The 14,647-nt window shown below is 69.7% G+C and carries 11 protein-coding genes and 1 pseudogene; 6 read left to right on the forward strand and 6 right to left on the reverse strand.

Going from position 1 to position 14,647, the window contains the following annotated elements; genetic code table 11:
* Positions 1-112 precede the first annotated feature (112 nt).
* Positions 113-1,708 carry a protein kinase gene (locus tag AB0H86_RS04435; protein WP_362432816.1) on the forward strand — a complete coding sequence of 532 codons (1,596 nt, stop codon included), beginning with the start codon at positions 113-115 and terminating at the stop codon, positions 1,706-1,708.
* A 117-nt stretch (positions 1,709-1,825) separates the two neighbouring features.
* Here AB0H86_RS04435 and AB0H86_RS04440 read toward each other — a convergent pair whose 3' ends face one another.
* Together AB0H86_RS04440 and AB0H86_RS04445 are read right to left on the reverse strand one after the other, a co-directional pair.
* Positions 1,826-3,142 carry a phosphotransferase gene (locus AB0H86_RS04440; protein WP_362432819.1) on the reverse strand — a complete coding sequence of 439 codons (1,317 nt, stop codon included), beginning with the start codon at positions 3,140-3,142 and terminating at the stop codon, positions 1,826-1,828.
* Positions 3,143-3,446: 304 nt separating this feature from the next.
* A pseudogene (locus tag AB0H86_RS04445) lies at positions 3,447-3,544 on the reverse strand (DNA-binding response regulator); the annotation flags it as partial.
* A 342-nt stretch (positions 3,545-3,886) separates the two neighbouring features.
* Between AB0H86_RS04445 and pdhA the strand changes: the two are divergent.
* From pdhA to AB0H86_RS04460, 3 genes are read left to right on the forward strand one after another with little or no spacing between them, the layout of a single operon-like run.
* Positions 3,887-5,098, forward strand: coding sequence for a pyruvate dehydrogenase (acetyl-transferring) E1 component subunit alpha (gene pdhA, locus AB0H86_RS04450; protein ID WP_362432821.1), 1,212 nt, complete (start codon positions 3,887-3,889; stop codon positions 5,096-5,098).
* 1 nt (position 5,099) lies between these two features.
* Positions 5,100-6,107: an alpha-ketoacid dehydrogenase subunit beta gene (locus tag AB0H86_RS04455; protein ID WP_362432823.1), complete on the forward strand. Its 1,008-nt coding sequence runs from the start codon at positions 5,100-5,102 to the stop codon at positions 6,105-6,107.
* Between the two features lie 10 nt (positions 6,108-6,117).
* Positions 6,118-7,566 (forward strand): dihydrolipoamide acetyltransferase family protein, encoded by a 1,449-nt coding sequence (locus tag AB0H86_RS04460; protein ID WP_362432825.1) that lies wholly within the window; start codon positions 6,118-6,120, stop codon positions 7,564-7,566.
* Between the two features lie 102 nt (positions 7,567-7,668).
* Here the strand turns inward: AB0H86_RS04460 and AB0H86_RS04465 are convergent, their stop codons facing one another.
* The 3 genes from AB0H86_RS04465 to AB0H86_RS04475 all read right to left on the reverse strand — a co-directional run bounded on the left by AB0H86_RS04465 (position 7,669) and on the right by AB0H86_RS04475 (position 11,428).
* On the reverse strand, positions 7,669-8,628 hold the full coding sequence (locus tag AB0H86_RS04465) for a Bro-N domain-containing protein (protein ID WP_362432827.1): 960 nt from the start codon (positions 8,626-8,628) through the stop codon (positions 7,669-7,671).
* Positions 8,629-8,786: 158 nt separating this feature from the next.
* Positions 8,787-10,328 (reverse strand): PQQ-binding-like beta-propeller repeat protein, encoded by a 1,542-nt coding sequence (locus AB0H86_RS04470; protein ID WP_362432830.1) that lies wholly within the window; start codon positions 10,326-10,328, stop codon positions 8,787-8,789.
* Between the two features lie 197 nt (positions 10,329-10,525).
* Complete coding sequence (locus AB0H86_RS04475; protein WP_362433672.1) at positions 10,526-11,428, reverse strand: D-alanyl-D-alanine carboxypeptidase; 903 nt, start codon at positions 11,426-11,428, stop codon at positions 10,526-10,528.
* A gap of 244 nt (positions 11,429-11,672) precedes the next feature.
* Between AB0H86_RS04475 and AB0H86_RS04480 the strand changes: the two genes are divergently transcribed.
* Complete coding sequence (locus tag AB0H86_RS04480; RefSeq protein WP_362432832.1) at positions 11,673-12,323, forward strand: GntR family transcriptional regulator; 651 nt, start codon at positions 11,673-11,675, stop codon at positions 12,321-12,323.
* Entirely contained in the window at positions 12,320-13,630 is a 1,311-nt protein-coding gene (locus AB0H86_RS04485; protein WP_362432835.1) for an MFS transporter, read from the forward strand. The genes AB0H86_RS04480 and AB0H86_RS04485 overlap by 4 nt, the downstream gene beginning before the upstream one ends.
* Before the next feature lie 120 nt (positions 13,631-13,750).
* On the opposite strand, the gene AB0H86_RS04490 is transcribed toward AB0H86_RS04485, so the two are convergent.
* Positions 13,751-14,575, reverse strand: a complete 825-nt coding sequence (locus tag AB0H86_RS04490) for a maleylpyruvate isomerase family mycothiol-dependent enzyme (RefSeq protein WP_362432837.1) — start codon at positions 14,573-14,575, stop codon at positions 13,751-13,753.
* Positions 14,576-14,647: the final 72 nt, after the last annotated feature.

Consider the following 14,647-nt stretch of genomic DNA (forward strand, 5'->3'; position numbering starts at 1 on the left):
GCCGGTTCCCGGGGTCTTCCCGGATCGGCGGCTTGCGCGGAGGCTGTAGCGTGGCCGACGGAGACCGTAACAACACCGCGCGCACCGCGGGCAGAAACGACGGCGAGGACTGATGGCACAGCAGCAGCGCGCTCAGGGCCCGTCCGACCCCGAGGCGACTGGCGGCGGGATGTCAGATGCGCCGGAACTGTGGGGGAACGGCGGACTGGTCGGGGACGGTCGATATCGACTGACCTACAGACTCGGCCGGGGCGGAATGGCAGAGGTGTTCGCGGCTGAGGACGTACGCCTCGGACGCACCGTGGCGGTCAAGCTGCTGCGTGCCGACCTCGCCGAAGACCCCACCTCCAAGGCGCGTTTCACGCGCGAGGCCCAGTCTGTCGCCGGCCTCAACCACCACGCGATCGTCGCCGTGTACGACTCCGGCGAGGACTTCGTCGGCGGCCAGTCCGTGCCGTACATCGTGATGGAGATCGTCGAGGGTCGGACGATCCGCGATCTGCTCCTGAACGCCGAGGCGCCCGGGCCCGAGCAGGCCCTGATCATCGTCTCGGGTGTCCTGGAGGCGCTCGCCTATTCGCACCAGCACGGCATCGTGCACCGCGACATCAAGCCGGCCAACGTCATCATCACCGAGAACGGCGCCGTGAAGGTGATGGACTTCGGCATCGCCCGCGCGCTGCACGGCGCGTCCACGACGATGACGCAGACCGGCATGGTCATGGGCACCCCGCAGTACCTCTCCCCGGAGCAGGCGCTCGGCAAGGCCGTCGACCACCGCTCCGACCTCTACGCGACGGGCTGCCTTCTCTACGAACTCCTCGCGCTGCGGCCCCCGTTCACCGGTGAGACCCCGCTGTCGGTCGTCTACCAGCACGTCCAGGACATTCCGACACCCCCGTCCGAGGTCTCCGAGGCAGTCCCGCCGGAGCTTGACGGGCTTGTCATGCGCTCCCTCGCCAAGGAGCCCGACGACCGGTTCCAGACGGCCGAGGAGATGCGCGGCCTGATCCAGTACGGCCTGCAGATGCTGTACGAGCAGGGCGGCCACACCGGCACCTGGAACACCGGCCACGTCGCTGTGCACGAGGGTCGGCACACCCCGGCGGCGGGCCTCGCCGGCACGTCCGTGATGCAGCACCCCGGTGACGCGTCCGGCACCACGCAGATCCCGCAGCAGATCCTGCCCTCCGGTTACGGCGGCGGGGACGACGGCGGCTTCGAGGGGCACGGCAACCGGGGTGGCGGCCGCGGCAAGCTGTGGATCCTCGCCGTCCTCGCAGTGATCGCCATCGCGGCGGGTGTGGCGCTGGCGCTCCAGGGCGGCACCGGGAACGACAAGGACCCCAGCACCACCACGTCGCCGACCGTCTCGCAGACCACCGACGACGAGACGGCCGACGAGACACCGAGCGACGACACGAGCGACGAGCCCACCGACACGAACACGGACGACGGCTCGGGCACCGGCACGGGAACGGGACCCGGTCAGCAGTACCCGCCGTCGTACTCGCCGTCCTACACGCCGACACAGCCGGAGACACAGGACCCGACCGCCGATCCGACGGACGACCCGACGACCGCGGACCCGACGGACAATCCGACGACCGAGGATCCGCCGGAGCCGACGGACGAGCCGGCGGATCCGACCGGGGGCACCGTCTCGGGCGCCTTGGGTGGCAATGAGGGGGGCGAGGGCGGGAACTGACCGCCTGCCCCGCTCATCGCGGCAGCCGTCACGAGCCATCACGCGCGCGTGCGACCCGGAAACGGGCTGCACGCGCGCGTGCTGTTGTGCGGAACCTCTGGCTCTCGGGAGGGTCGCTCAGTCCGCGAACGCGGCGCACACCGCGTCGTACTCCCGGGTCCACCACACCGCGAGCGCCGAGGCCGCCGGGAACTGGGGGTCCGCGCGGGTGTCGCCGCGCTCGTAGTGCCAGCGCAGCATCCAGAAGTCGTTCAGGCGTTCCCACCACACGCGGTGCACGGCCGCCGCGAGCTGTGAGGGCGTGGCGCCGGCCGTACGCCGGTACGCGCGCGCGTAGGCCCGTACCTTCGGCAGGTCGAGGGTGCCCACGGGCAGCACGAAGAAGATCGCGGCGGCACGTACGGCCTCCTCCGCACGGGGTTTCACGCCGAGGCGGTCCCAGTCGACGATCGCCGCCGGGGCGTCACCCTTGTAGAGCAGATTGAACGGGTGGAAGTCCCCGTGCACCCAGCCCACCGAGCCCCCGCGCGGAGGCCGCCGGTCGGCGTGCTGTTCCAACAGTGCGCGCCGCTCCAGGAGCCGGTGCCGGGCCAGTTCGTCGAAGGAGTCGGCGGGCCGGTGCCGACGCACGCGGGCGAGCAGCTCGTCGATGAGGATGAACGTGTCGGCGGGGTCGGCGCTCAGCGGACGCAGGTCGGGGGTGAGCGGCTCGGAGGCGTACGGGGGAGGCGTGGGTGGCCCGGCGGCCGGGGGGATCGGTGTGGGCGGTACGGGGTCGCCCTGGGCCCGCGCGGGCGGCGCGGAGAGGCGCGTGTCGCCGTGGTGTGCGGTCGTACGGGAGGCGCGCCTGTCGGTGCTGTGGGCCGGGGACGCGGTGGACGGACGGGGGCCCGGGACGTGTGCCGCGGCGACGCCTACGACCCCGCCGACCCCGTCGGCACCCGGCTCGTCCGGCCGCCTTCCGTGCGCCCGCGTACCGGAGCTCTCGGCCGGCGCCCGCCCCTCCACACGCGCCCGCGTCTGCGTCGGCATCACGTGCTCCAGGCTCGCGTGCACCATCCCGAGCAGTGACCCGAGCCGTGCGCACTGCTCGGTGGTGAGCTGACCGCCGTTTCGGTGGCGTCCGTCGATCCAGGGGTGCAGGGCGTAGGTGTGGCCGCCGACGACCGCGACCGTGCGCCCGTCACGACCGGTCAGCGGGGGCGCCACCGGGACGCCCAGGTCGGCGAGGCGCTGGGTGGCCCGGTGCTGGCGGGCGATCGCGTCCGGGTCGGCGGTCTCGGGGTCGAAGTGGTGCTTGAGGAAGTAGCGGCCGCGGGTCGTGCACAGGCGGTAGCCGCGGTTGAGGAGCCCCTGGTCGACAGGCTCGCAGGTGAGGGCGGACCCGGCGGCGAACTGGCGGAGGAGGGCGCCCAACGGGGGCGCGTGAAGCATGAGGGGTGGTACACAAGAGCGCGGCACGCTGCCCGATGCTAGGGCACGGATGAGCCCTCTGAGCTGGGGGTTGTCACAGACAGTCGCTTTCGGTCACGGGATGCGCTCGAAGTGGCTTTCTGCTCAAAGCAAGGGTCTTTGGCCGCGAAGTCGACCTCGACTCCAGCCCGGTGGCCAGTCCTCTCCGATCGGATCGAGGATCCCGCACTGTTGTTCGGTGACGTGCTCGGCTGCTCGGTGACATGGTCGGCATGGCCGGAATCCGCGCCGGCGCGTCGGTCGCCATGTCGACCTCGATGCAGTCCTCGATGCCGTCCTCGACGGACAGGAGTGCGTGTTCGTCGCGGCGGACCACCGCATGGTCGTCCAGGGGAATACCCTGATTTTTGCGGCTTCGCGCACGCGGGCGGTTTCACACAGGGCTTTGGGACCCGCCCTGGACGACTCTTCCCGTGAGCTGGGTCACCGGGATAACGTGCCGTTGTTCCGGCCCCCTGCAAGGCTGTGACCAGGAACTGTTCCCGATTTTGCGATTTACTTGGAAATCCAAGCAAAAACGCAGGTCAGGAGGGGTTTCACAGAATTGTGGAGCACTGGGTAACGTGCCTAGGTGCAGGGCGCTCGCCGGGGCAACTTGTCACTCCTGTTCCGAACGAGCCGCACCCACCCCGTGCGTCCGTGAGGCCAGGTGAGCCGCACTGGCGCCCGGCGAACCCGGGTAGCCGGACCGACGGAGGAGCACACGTGACCGTGGAGAGCACTGCCGCGCGCACACCGCGACGCAGCGCGGGTACGACCGGTACGAAGAGCACGGCCGGCAAGCGTACGACCGCCAAGAAGCCCTCGGCGACCGCAAAGAATCCGCCAAGTGGCGAGCCCGAACTCGTCCAGCTGCTGACGCCCGAGGGCAAGCGCGTCAAGAACGCCGACTACGACAAGTACGTCGCCGGCATCACCCCCGAAGAACTCCGCGGCCTGTACCGCGACATGGTGCTCACCCGCCGCTTCGACGCCGAGGCCACCTCTCTGCAGCGCCAGGGCGAGCTCGGTCTGTGGGCCTCCCTGCTCGGCCAGGAAGCCGCCCAGATCGGCTCCGGCCGCGCCACCCGGGAGGACGACTACGTCTTCCCGACCTACCGCGAGCACGGCGTCGCCTGGTGCCGAGGCGTCGACCCCAGCAACCTCCTCGGCATGTTCCGCGGCGTGAACAACGGCGGCTGGGACCCCAACAGCAACAACTTCCACCTCTACACCATCGTGATCGGCTCCCAGACCCTGCACGCCACGGGCTACGCGATGGGCGTCGCCAAGGACGGCGCGGACTCGGCGGTCATCGCCTACTTCGGTGACGGCGCCTCCAGCCAGGGCGACGTCGCCGAATCGTTCACCTTCTCCTCGGTCTACAACGCCCCCGTGGTGTTCTTCTGCCAGAACAACCAGTGGGCGATCTCCGAGCCCACCGAGAAGCAGACCCGCGTCCCGCTCTACCAGCGCGCGCAGGGCTACGGCTTCCCGGGCGTCCGCGTCGACGGCAACGACGTGCTGGCCTGTCTCGCGGTCACCAAGTGGGCGCTGGAGCGCGCCCGCAGCGGCGAGGGCCCGACCCTGGTCGAGGCGTACACGTACCGCATGGGCGCCCACACCACCTCCGACGACCCGACCAAGTACCGGGCCGACGAGGAGCGTGAGGCGTGGGAGGCGAAGGACCCGATCCTGCGCCTTCGCCGGCATCTGGAGGCCTCAAACCACACGGACGAGGGATTCTTCGCGGAACTGGAGGCGGAGAGCGAGGCGTTGGGCAGGCGAGTGCGCGAAGCGGTCCGCGCCATGCCGGACCCGGACCACTTCGCCATCTTCGAGAACGTGTACGCGGACGGGCACGCGCTCGTCGACGAGGAGCGAGCGCAGTTCGCCGCCTACCAGGCGTCGTTCGCGGACGCAGAGGGGGGAAACTGAGATGGCCGGGACCGTGACATCCACAGCGGTGACAGCGAAGAGCATGGCTCTCGCGAAGGCGATCAACGAGTCGCTGCGCGCGGCCCTGGAGGCCGACCCCAAGGTCCTCGTCATGGGCGAGGACGTCGGCAAGCTCGGCGGCGTCTTCCGGGTGACGGACGGCCTGCAGAAGGACTTCGGCGAGAGCCGCGTCATCGACACCCCCCTCGCCGAGTCCGGCATCGTCGGCACGGCGATCGGCCTCGCCCTGCGCGGCTACCGCCCGGTCGTGGAGATCCAGTTCGACGGCTTCGTCTTCCCGGCGTACGACCAGATCGTCACGCAGCTCGCGAAGATGCACGCCCGCTCCCTCGGCAAGGTCAAGCTCCCGGTCGTCGTCCGTATCCCGTACGGCGGCGGCATCGGCGCGGTGGAGCACCACTCGGAGTCCCCCGAGGCGCTCTTCGCGCATGTGTCGGGCCTGAAGGTGGTCTCCCCCTCGAACGCGTCCGACGCGTACTGGATGATGCAGCAGGCCATCCAGAGCGACGACCCGGTGATCTTCTTCGAGCCGAAGCGGCGCTACTGGGACAAGGGCGAGGTCAACTCCGAGGCGATCCCCGACCCCCTGCACAAGGCACGGGTCGTCCGCCCGGGCACAGACCTGACCCTCGTCGCCTACGGCCCGATGGTGAAGCTCTGCCAGGAGGTGGCCGACGCCGCCGCCGAGGAGGGCAAGTCCCTGGAGGTCCTGGACCTGCGCTCGGTGTCGCCGCTGGACTTCGACTCCATCCAGACGTCGGTGGAGAAGACCCGCCGCCTGGTGGTGGTCCATGAGGCCCCGGTGTTCTTCGGCTCCGGCGCGGAGATCGCCGCCCGGATCACGGAGCGCTGCTTCTACCACCTGGAGGCCCCGGTGCTGAGGGTCGGCGGCTATCACGCCCCGTATCCGCCGGCGCGCCTGGAAGAGGAGTACCTGCCGGGCCTGGACCGGGTGCTCGACGCCGTCGACCGTGCCCTGGCGTACTGAGGAGAGGGTCGTGACGACGATGACGGAAGCGTCCGTACGCGAGTTCAAGATGCCGGACGTGGGCGAAGGGCTCACCGAGGCCGAGATCCTCAAGTGGTACGTCCAGCCTGGCGACACGGTGACGGACGGCCAGGTGGTCTGCGAGGTCGAGACCGCGAAGGCGGCCGTGGAACTGCCGATCCCGTACGACGGGGTCGTACGGGAACTCCGCTTCGCCGAGGGCAGCACGGTGGACGTGGGCACGGCGATCATCGCGGTGGACGTGGCGGGCGGTGCGGCGCCGACCGAGGCGCCGGCCCCGATGAAGGCCCCCGCCCCCGTGGAGGCTCCGGCCTCCGTGGAGCGGGAACCCGCGGCGCGGAAGTCCGGGGAGCGGAAGCCCGAGGAGAAGAGCCCGGTGGGCTCCGGCCGCCAGCCGGTCCTCGTCGGCTACGGCGTGGCGGCCTCCTCCACCAAGCGCCGCCCCCGCAAGGGCTCGGAGGTCCCGGTCCAGGAGGCGTCGACGGCGATCCAGGCGGAGCTGAACGGCCACGGCGCTGCCGCCGCCGTGAAGTCCCGTCCGCTGGCCAAGCCGCCGGTGCGCAAGCTGGCCAAGGACCTGGGCGTCGACCTGGCGACGATCGTCCCGTCCGGCCCGGACGGCATCATCACGCGGGAGGACGTGCACGCGGCCGTGGCACCGGCGCCGGCTCCCGAGCCCGTTGTCGAGACGCCCGCCCGCGTCCAGGCACCGGCTGCGGCGCCGACGTACGACACCGCCCGGGAGACCCGCGTCCCGGTCAAGGGCGTCCGCAAGGCGACGGCCGCGGCGATGGTCGGCTCGGCCTTCACGGCGCCGCATGTCACGGAGTTCGTGACGGTCGACGTGACCCGGACGATGAAGCTGGTCGAGGAGCTCAAGCAGGACAAGGAGCTCCAGGGCCTGCGGGTCAATCCGCTGCTGCTGGTCGCCAAGGCCCTGCTGGTCGCGATCAGGCGCAACCCGGACGTCAACGCGTCCTGGGACGAGGCGAACCAGGAGATCGTGCTCAAGCACTACGTCAACCTGGGTATCGCGGCGGCGACCCCCCGCGGGCTGATCGTCCCGAACATCAAGGACGCACACGACAAGACCCTCCCGCAGCTGGCCCAGGCACTGGGCGAGCTGGTCTCGACGGCACGCGAGGGCAGGACGTCCCCCGCCGCGATGCAGGGCGGCACGGTGACGATCACCAACGTCGGCGTCTTCGGCGTCGACACGGGCACGCCGATTCTCAACCCCGGCGAGTCCGCGATCCTCGCGATCGGCGCGATCAGGCTCCAGCCGTGGGTCCACAAGGGCAAGGTGAAGCCCCGCCAGGTCACGACCCTGGCCCTGTCCTTCGACCACCGTCTGGTGGACGGGGAACTGGGGTCGAAGGTGCTGGCCGATGTGGCGGCGATCCTGGAGCAGCCGAAGCGGTTGATCACCTGGGCGTGACGAATCGGGACGGGATTCGTTGAACCTCGGTAGGGCGGCCGCAAGTTCCTTTTGCGACCGCCCTTCCACCATTCAGTCCGTCAGGATCGTCGAGTACGTGCGTCAGGATCGGTTGAGTACGTAGACCGGCGCCCCGTCCTCCGTCCCGCCCCGGGAGTGGATGCAGGCGTGCTTGCGCAACAGACGCAGGCATTCGTTGACACGGTGCACCGACAGCCCGGTACGTGCCGCGATCGCGTCGAGCGGCTGACGCAGCTCGCCTTGCTCGATGAGCACCGGGGCGATCACCACCGCCACCGCCCAGACGTCCGACGTCACGGACAGCCGCCGCCGCCAGTCGGCCAGTACGGACTCGGTGGTCGGATGCGTGGAGAAGTCGGCGGTGGGCGTCGGACGGTCGAGCGTCACGACGTCGAGCCGGTTCGCGATGCGTTCCATGGCCTGGGCGATGGCTTGCTGAGTGGCGAGCGTCGCGCGCTGCATCTCCAGCATTTCCCTTTGCACAGCGAGCACTTCGCGCTGGGCGCCCGCAAGTTCCTCGTCGATCTGAAGGTTGTGCGCCTCAAGCCGGACGATGGCCTCCGCGACCTGCTCCGGCATCGCGTACGCGATCGGAGCCCCCTGATCGGCAGGCTGCACCTCGGCCTCGTCGAGGGTGTAGGAGCCCTCCCGCTGGACCGTCTCGATCACCTCGGCGACCCATTGCTTGAAGGGGGCGCAGGTGGGTTTGGTGCAGGCGTTGACGAGGAGGATCAGGCCCTGAAGGTCGATGAGGCGCAAGTCTCGGCGCCACTCCCGACCTGCGGGAATGCTGAGACAGTGACCTCCAGTCACTGTCTCGAGAAACTCTCGATGCTCCTCTGGGACATGGTCGAGGAGCGCCTTTCGAGGGGTGGTGTACCCCAACTCCTTGCAGACATCCACCGCCGGAAACCAGTGCGTCCCGTCCGGCATCGTCAGCCTCCGGACGCGGGCCCCCGTGGCCGCGTAGGCGAAGTCGCTGACGTCGATCGCGTCGTGCTGTGTCCGAGGGTCGGGCTGGTGCTTGCTGGGTTCGATCATGTGAACCACCTCCGCCGCGGAACGTAGAGCGGCGCAAATCGAATATGCCAGTCCGCACAAGGATGTTCACGATTGCGAGGGAAAAGATCGCCAAATCCGGTGCTGGACGTCATCGGTGCGTGTACGACAGACCGGCAGGCCCGCTCCACCGGACGGCGTCACCGGTTCGAGTAGGCCTGCGTCATCGGGTCGTCGCCCCCGAGATAGCCGCTGACGCGGTGCAGAAAGAGCCGGCCGTCCTCGTACCGCGCCGGATCCTTGCCGTCCTTGGTGATCATCGAGTGCAGCATGCTGTTGACGGACAGTTCGTTGGGCATCTCCAGCAGCTTGGTGACCCGGCCGGTGCTGGGGTCAAGGCGCAGGACGCGGGCGGGCGTCGTGGGCTCGGCCACTTGGAGGGCGATGAGTGCCTTGCCGTCGGCGCGCAGCGGGACCCAGGTCGACTTGTCGGTGGCGTCGAAGGATCTCAGGGACTTGCCGGTGCGCAGGTCGAAGGCGGTGATCCTGTTGCCCGTGGTGTAGCTGTGCGGGTCGGTGCCGATATAGGCGGTGTTCCCGGTGACGACGGTGGCGGCGCAGGCGCCGGTCTCACCGCAGCCGGCGACGTAGTCGTCGCCGAGTTCGACGGTGGACTCCACCTTTCCCCGGTTGGAGACGGTCACCAGCTGCTCGGCGTCGAGGCCGTCCTCGCTCTGCACCAGGCCGAGCACGAGCGGTTCGCTGGAGACGAGCCAGGCTCCCTTGGCCTTCGGCACCTCGTACGTCCAGGTCGCCTTCCCGGTCCGCGGGTCGCGTTCGCCGACGCGGAAGCGCATGCCCGCGGAGGTCTGGCAGTACGCGAGGGTGAGCAGCTGCCGCCCGCCCAGGTGTTCCTCCTGGGCGCATCCCTGGGCCGGGGCGTCCCAGAGCGGGGCGCCGCTGGATGCCTGGAACGCGGCCGATCCGCCGGGCCAGCCCGCCGCCGCGACCGAGTCGCTGATCGCGACGTTCAGGCCCAGACCGAGGCTGATGCTCTCGTCCTCGATCGGCTTCTCCCACACCTTGGCGCCCTTGTTCACGTCGATCACCGTGAACCGGGAGCAGCGGCTCTTGTGCGTGTCCTTCGTCGCGTGGAAGACGACGGCGACCAGTCCGCCGCCGGTGATGTCGCGGGAGGCTCCGCACAGGCCGCCGGACAGGCTGATGGTCCACGCGCGTCTGCCGGTCGCCACGTCGTAGCCCGTGACGGCGTTCTTCTCGCCGGACGCGAAGTAGCGGGAGGTGACCCAGGCGCCGGGCGTCTGCACGTACTCGTCCTCGCCCTCCTTGGGCGCGGCCACCTGGAACAGTTCCGTGCCCTTGGTGCCGGTGGGCTTCGGGGAAGCCGAACGGGGCGTGCCAGTCGCCTTGCCGTCGGCCCGCTCGGAACCCTGGTCACCGCTCAGCAGGGCGACGGTACCGACGCCGATCACCAGGAGCGCGGCGAGGACGGAACCGAGCACGACGACAAGACGCCGCCGCTTGCCACCGGGGCCGCCGGGGCCGCCGGGGCCGGTCTGCACCGGGGGCTGCTGGGGAGGTTGGGGGTACGGGTGCGCGTGCGGGTTGTACGGGTTGTACGGGTTGTACCCCGCACCCTGCGGCATCTGCTGCGGGTACTGCTGCCCGTACGGCCCGGGTTGTTGCGGGTACTGCCCGTACGGCCCGGGCGGGTGTGACATGGGGGCTTCTCCTTTGGGTGACCGGCGTTCGTCTGAGAGGCGCTGGTCTGAGGGATGTCCGCTTGAGAGGGGTTTGCGTGCGTCGCCCGGCCCCGCGCGGCAACGGAGTTCGGCATCGGACGATCGTCACGCCCACATGGTGAAGGCCCCCCGCCGTCGGCGAGGGGCCCGTTGCTCAGGTGTTACCCGGTGTGGTGTCAGCCGAGCTTCGCGAAGCCGTAGTTGAGGAGCTTCTTCGCGTCCGTCTCACGCTGGGGCGCGCTGGTGGAGGAGAGGACGGTGCCGTAGACCGTCTTGCCGTTGCGGGTGGCGGCGAAGACGAGGCAGTACCCGGCCTCGTCGCCGGAGCCGGTCTTCACCCCGATCGTGCCGCTGTAGTTGCTGAGCAGCGTGTTGGTGTTCTTCCAAGTGGCCATCGTGCGGGTACTGCCCGTCTTGGTGATGGTCTTCGCCGTGTACGCCTTCGTCTTCACGACCGTACGGAACGAGGAGCTCTTCATCGCGCTGCTGGCGAGCTTCGTCAGGTCCTTCGGCGTCGAGTAGTTCGCGCCGTTGCCGATGCCGTCGAACGAGTCGAAGTGCGTGTTCGTCAGTCCGAGGCTCTTGGCGCTGGCGTTCATCTTGCCGATGAACGACTTCACGCGCGCCGCCCGCGTCGAGCCCGAGCCGAACTTGTCGGCCAGCGCGTACGCGGCGTCGCAGCCGGACGGCAGCATCAGCCCGTACAGCAGCTGACGGACGGTGACCTTGTCACCGACGATCAGACGCGCCGACGAGGCGCCCTTCGACACGATGTAGTCGCTGTACGCCTTCTGGATGGTGACCTTGGCGTCCAGGTTCAGGTTCGACTGCGCGAGCACGACCTTCGCGGTCATGATCTTCGTCGTGGAGCCGGTGGAGCGCTTGGTGGTCGCGGCCTTGCTGTACAGCCCCGCGCCGTTCGCGTTGTTCATCACGTAGCCGCCCTTGGCGACGATCGTGGGCACGGTGACGGCCTGTGCGGGCGCCGCGGTGAGGGCTCCGGTCGCCAGGACGGCGCCGGCGGTCACGGTGACGGCGGCGGCTCGGCGGAAGCGGACAACTTTGAAGCCGTCCTTGATGCCGATTATCAACTGAGATACCCCGATTGTCTCGAATGCCCATGAGGTGCGGCCGATTGAGGTGTGCAAGGAAAGTGGGGCCGCAGGTGTGTGACTCGTAAGTAGCACAGAAGGTTGTGCGGCCGCTGGACCGGGGTGGGGTTCTTTGCCGGAAGATCCCTCTTCCGGGTAGCTGGGCATCGCTACCGTCCCGTATGCCGGACCGGTCTCCATTATGTGCACCTGTTGTATCTATGATGTCGGCATGAGTCTGGCCGTGAAGCAACCTCCCGCCGCCGACCGTGTCTACACCCACGTCAAGCAGGGTGTCCTGGACCGCCGTTACGAAGGCGGCATCCTCCTCACCGAGGGCGAGCTCGCGGAGGCCGTCGGCGTCTCCCGAACGCCAGTGCGTGAGGCGCTGCTTCGGCTGGAGGCCGAAGGGCTCATCAAGCTGTACCCGAAAAAGGGAGCGCTCGTCCTGCCCGTCTCCGCCCAGGAGATCGCGGACGTGGTCGAGACCCGGCTCCTGGTCGAGGAACACGCGGCGCGCAAGGCCGTGCCGGCCCCGGCCGGGCTCATCGAGCGGCTCGAGGGACTGCTGGCGAAGCAGAAGGAGCAGGCCGCCGCCGGCGATCTGGCCGCGGTCGCCGTCACCGACCGCTGCTTCCACGCCGAGATCGTCCGCAGCGGCGGCAACGAGATCCTCTCCCGGCTCTACGACCAGCTCCGCGACCGCCAGTTGCGGATGGGCGTCGCGATGATGCACTCCAACCCCGACCGGATCGCCAAGACCCTCGTCGAACACGAGGAGATCCTCGAAGCGCTGCGCTCCGGCGACACGGAGGCCGCGGTCGGCCTCGTTCAGCGGCACGTCAGCTGGTTCTCGCACCTCGCGCGGGGTGAGGTCCGATGAGCGCTTCCTCGGCCGCCTCGGTCTCGCTGCCGGGCGATCCGCCGGGCGGACGGCGCGCGATGGCCGTGTGGGGCGTCGGTGTCTCCGTCTACTTCGTCGCCGTCATCTTCCGTACGTCCTTGGGGGTGGCCGGCCTCGACGCGGCCGACCGCTTCCACGTCAACGCCTCCGCGCTGTCGACCTTCTCCATCCTCCAACTCCTCGTCTACGCGGGCATGCAGATACCAGTCGGCCTGCTGGTCGACCGGCTCGGCACGAAGAAGGTGCTGAGCCTCGGGGCGGTTCTCTTCACGGCCGGGCAGCTCGGGTTCGCGTTCTCACCGTCGTACGGGACGGCCCTCGCCTCGCGTGGGCTGCTGGGCTGCGGAGACGCGATGACCTTCATCGCCGTACTGCGTCTCGGCAGCCGCTGGTTCCCGGCCCGGCGCGGACCGATGGTCGCGCAGTCCGCCGGGCTGATCGGCATGGCGGGCAACCTGGTCTCCACCCTCGTCCTGGCCCGGCTGCTGCACGGCATCGGCTGGACGGCGGCCTTCGCGGGCAGCGCGTTCGCGGGTGCCGTCGTACTCGTGCTGGTGCTGCTGTTCCTCAAGGACCATCCTCAGGGGCACGAACCGGAGCCGTTCCCGCACAAGGGCGGGGCGTACGTCCGGCGGCAGATCGCCGCGTCCTGGCGGGAGCCGGGGACCCGGCTCGGGCTGTGGGTGCACTTCACGACCCAGTTCCCGGCCATGGTGTTCCTGCTGCTGTGGGGACTGCCGTTCCTGGTCGAGGCGCAGGGACTGTCCCGGGCCACGGCCGGCGAACTGCTGACGCTGGTCGTGCTGTCGAACATGATGATCGGGCTGGTGTACGGGCAGGTCGTCGCCCGGCATCACGAGGCGCGGCTGCCACTGGCGCTGGGCACCGTGGGGGCGACGGCGCTGATGTGGGCGGTCACGCTGACGTATCCCGGTGAGCGGGCGCCGATGTGGCTGCTGGTGACGCTGTGCACGGTGCTGGGGGCGTGCGGGCCCGCGTCGATGCTCGGGTTCGACTTCGCGCGGCCGGCGAATCCGCCGGAGCGGCAGGGGACGGCGTCCGGGATCACGAACATGGGCGGCTTTGTCGCCTCGATGACGACACTGTTCGCGGTCGGGGTGCTGTTGGACGCGACCGGGAACGACTACAGCGTCGCGTTCTCCGTGGTGTTCGTCCTGCAGGCGCTGGGCGTCAGCCAGATTCTGCGGTTGCGGAAGCGGGTGGCCCGCAGGGAGCGTGAACGGTTGGTCGCGAGCCGCGTCGAGACGGTGCACGTCCCCGCCTAGGCACTCCGCGCCGGGGCAGGGGGACGGGTCGGCGACCCGGCACCGCGAGGTGCCGACCGCGCCCACCGGTACCACCCGCGCCCACCCGTGCCGCCCCCCCCAGCGACACAGGTGCCGTCGCTACGGAGTCACCGCGAAGTTCCGCAGGATCGCCCCGGTGAGCGTGGGATCCCCCTCCGTCTTCAGGCGGTCCTTCACCTGTTCCGGCGTCACGCGCCCGCAAGCCAGGCGGACATACGTCTCCCAGTCGAGGGTGAGGGTGGCGGCGGGGCCCAGCGCGGGGGTGGATTCGAGGGTGCCGCGGCCCTGGATGTCGATGCGGATCGTGCGCAGGAACTCGATGGGGCCGTGCACGTCGAAGACGATCGCCGAGCTGCGCGGGGCGTCGGCCTTGACCGCGACGACCTCGGGGAGCGCGGCGAGCAGCACGTCACGGGCGATGTGCGCGCCGGGGGAGTCGAGGTTGCCGGGGCGGCCGAGGGCGGTGCGCAGATCCTGTTCGTGCACCCACACGGTGAACGCGTGTCCACGCATGGACTCTTCGAGCGTCTGTTCCGTGCTGAGCGGGCCACGTACCTTCGTGCCGGGATCGCGTGACTCGTTGCGCAGCTGGCGGTTGCGGCGGATGATCACGTACTCCAGCTCGGAGGTCATCTCGGGCGCCGTGTGGTGGCGGCGGACGTCGACCTGCATCTCCATGTAGCGCTGGTGGTCGTTGGTGACATGGAACAGGTCGCGCGGCAGCGTGTGGATGGGGCGCGGGTCGCCGAGCATCTCGCAGTCCAGGCCGATGACATGGGAGACCACGTCACGCACCGACCATCCGGGGCACGGGGTGCGCCGGTTCCACTCCCCCTCCACAAGGGGCATCACCAGCTCGGCTATCGCATCGATGGAGTGGGTCCAGGCGTCGGCGTAGGGCTGGAGAGTGGGATGCAGACTCACGGAACGGGACCCCTCGGCGGTCGGTACTCGGGTGGTTGTGGCGGCGGCGTTGCCTGCGGGAGGTGGCTGTCG

The organism is Streptomyces sp. NPDC050997 (genome assembly GCF_040660135.1).
In the GTDB taxonomy this organism is placed as follows: Bacteria; Actinomycetota; Actinomycetes; order Streptomycetales; family Streptomycetaceae; genus Streptomyces.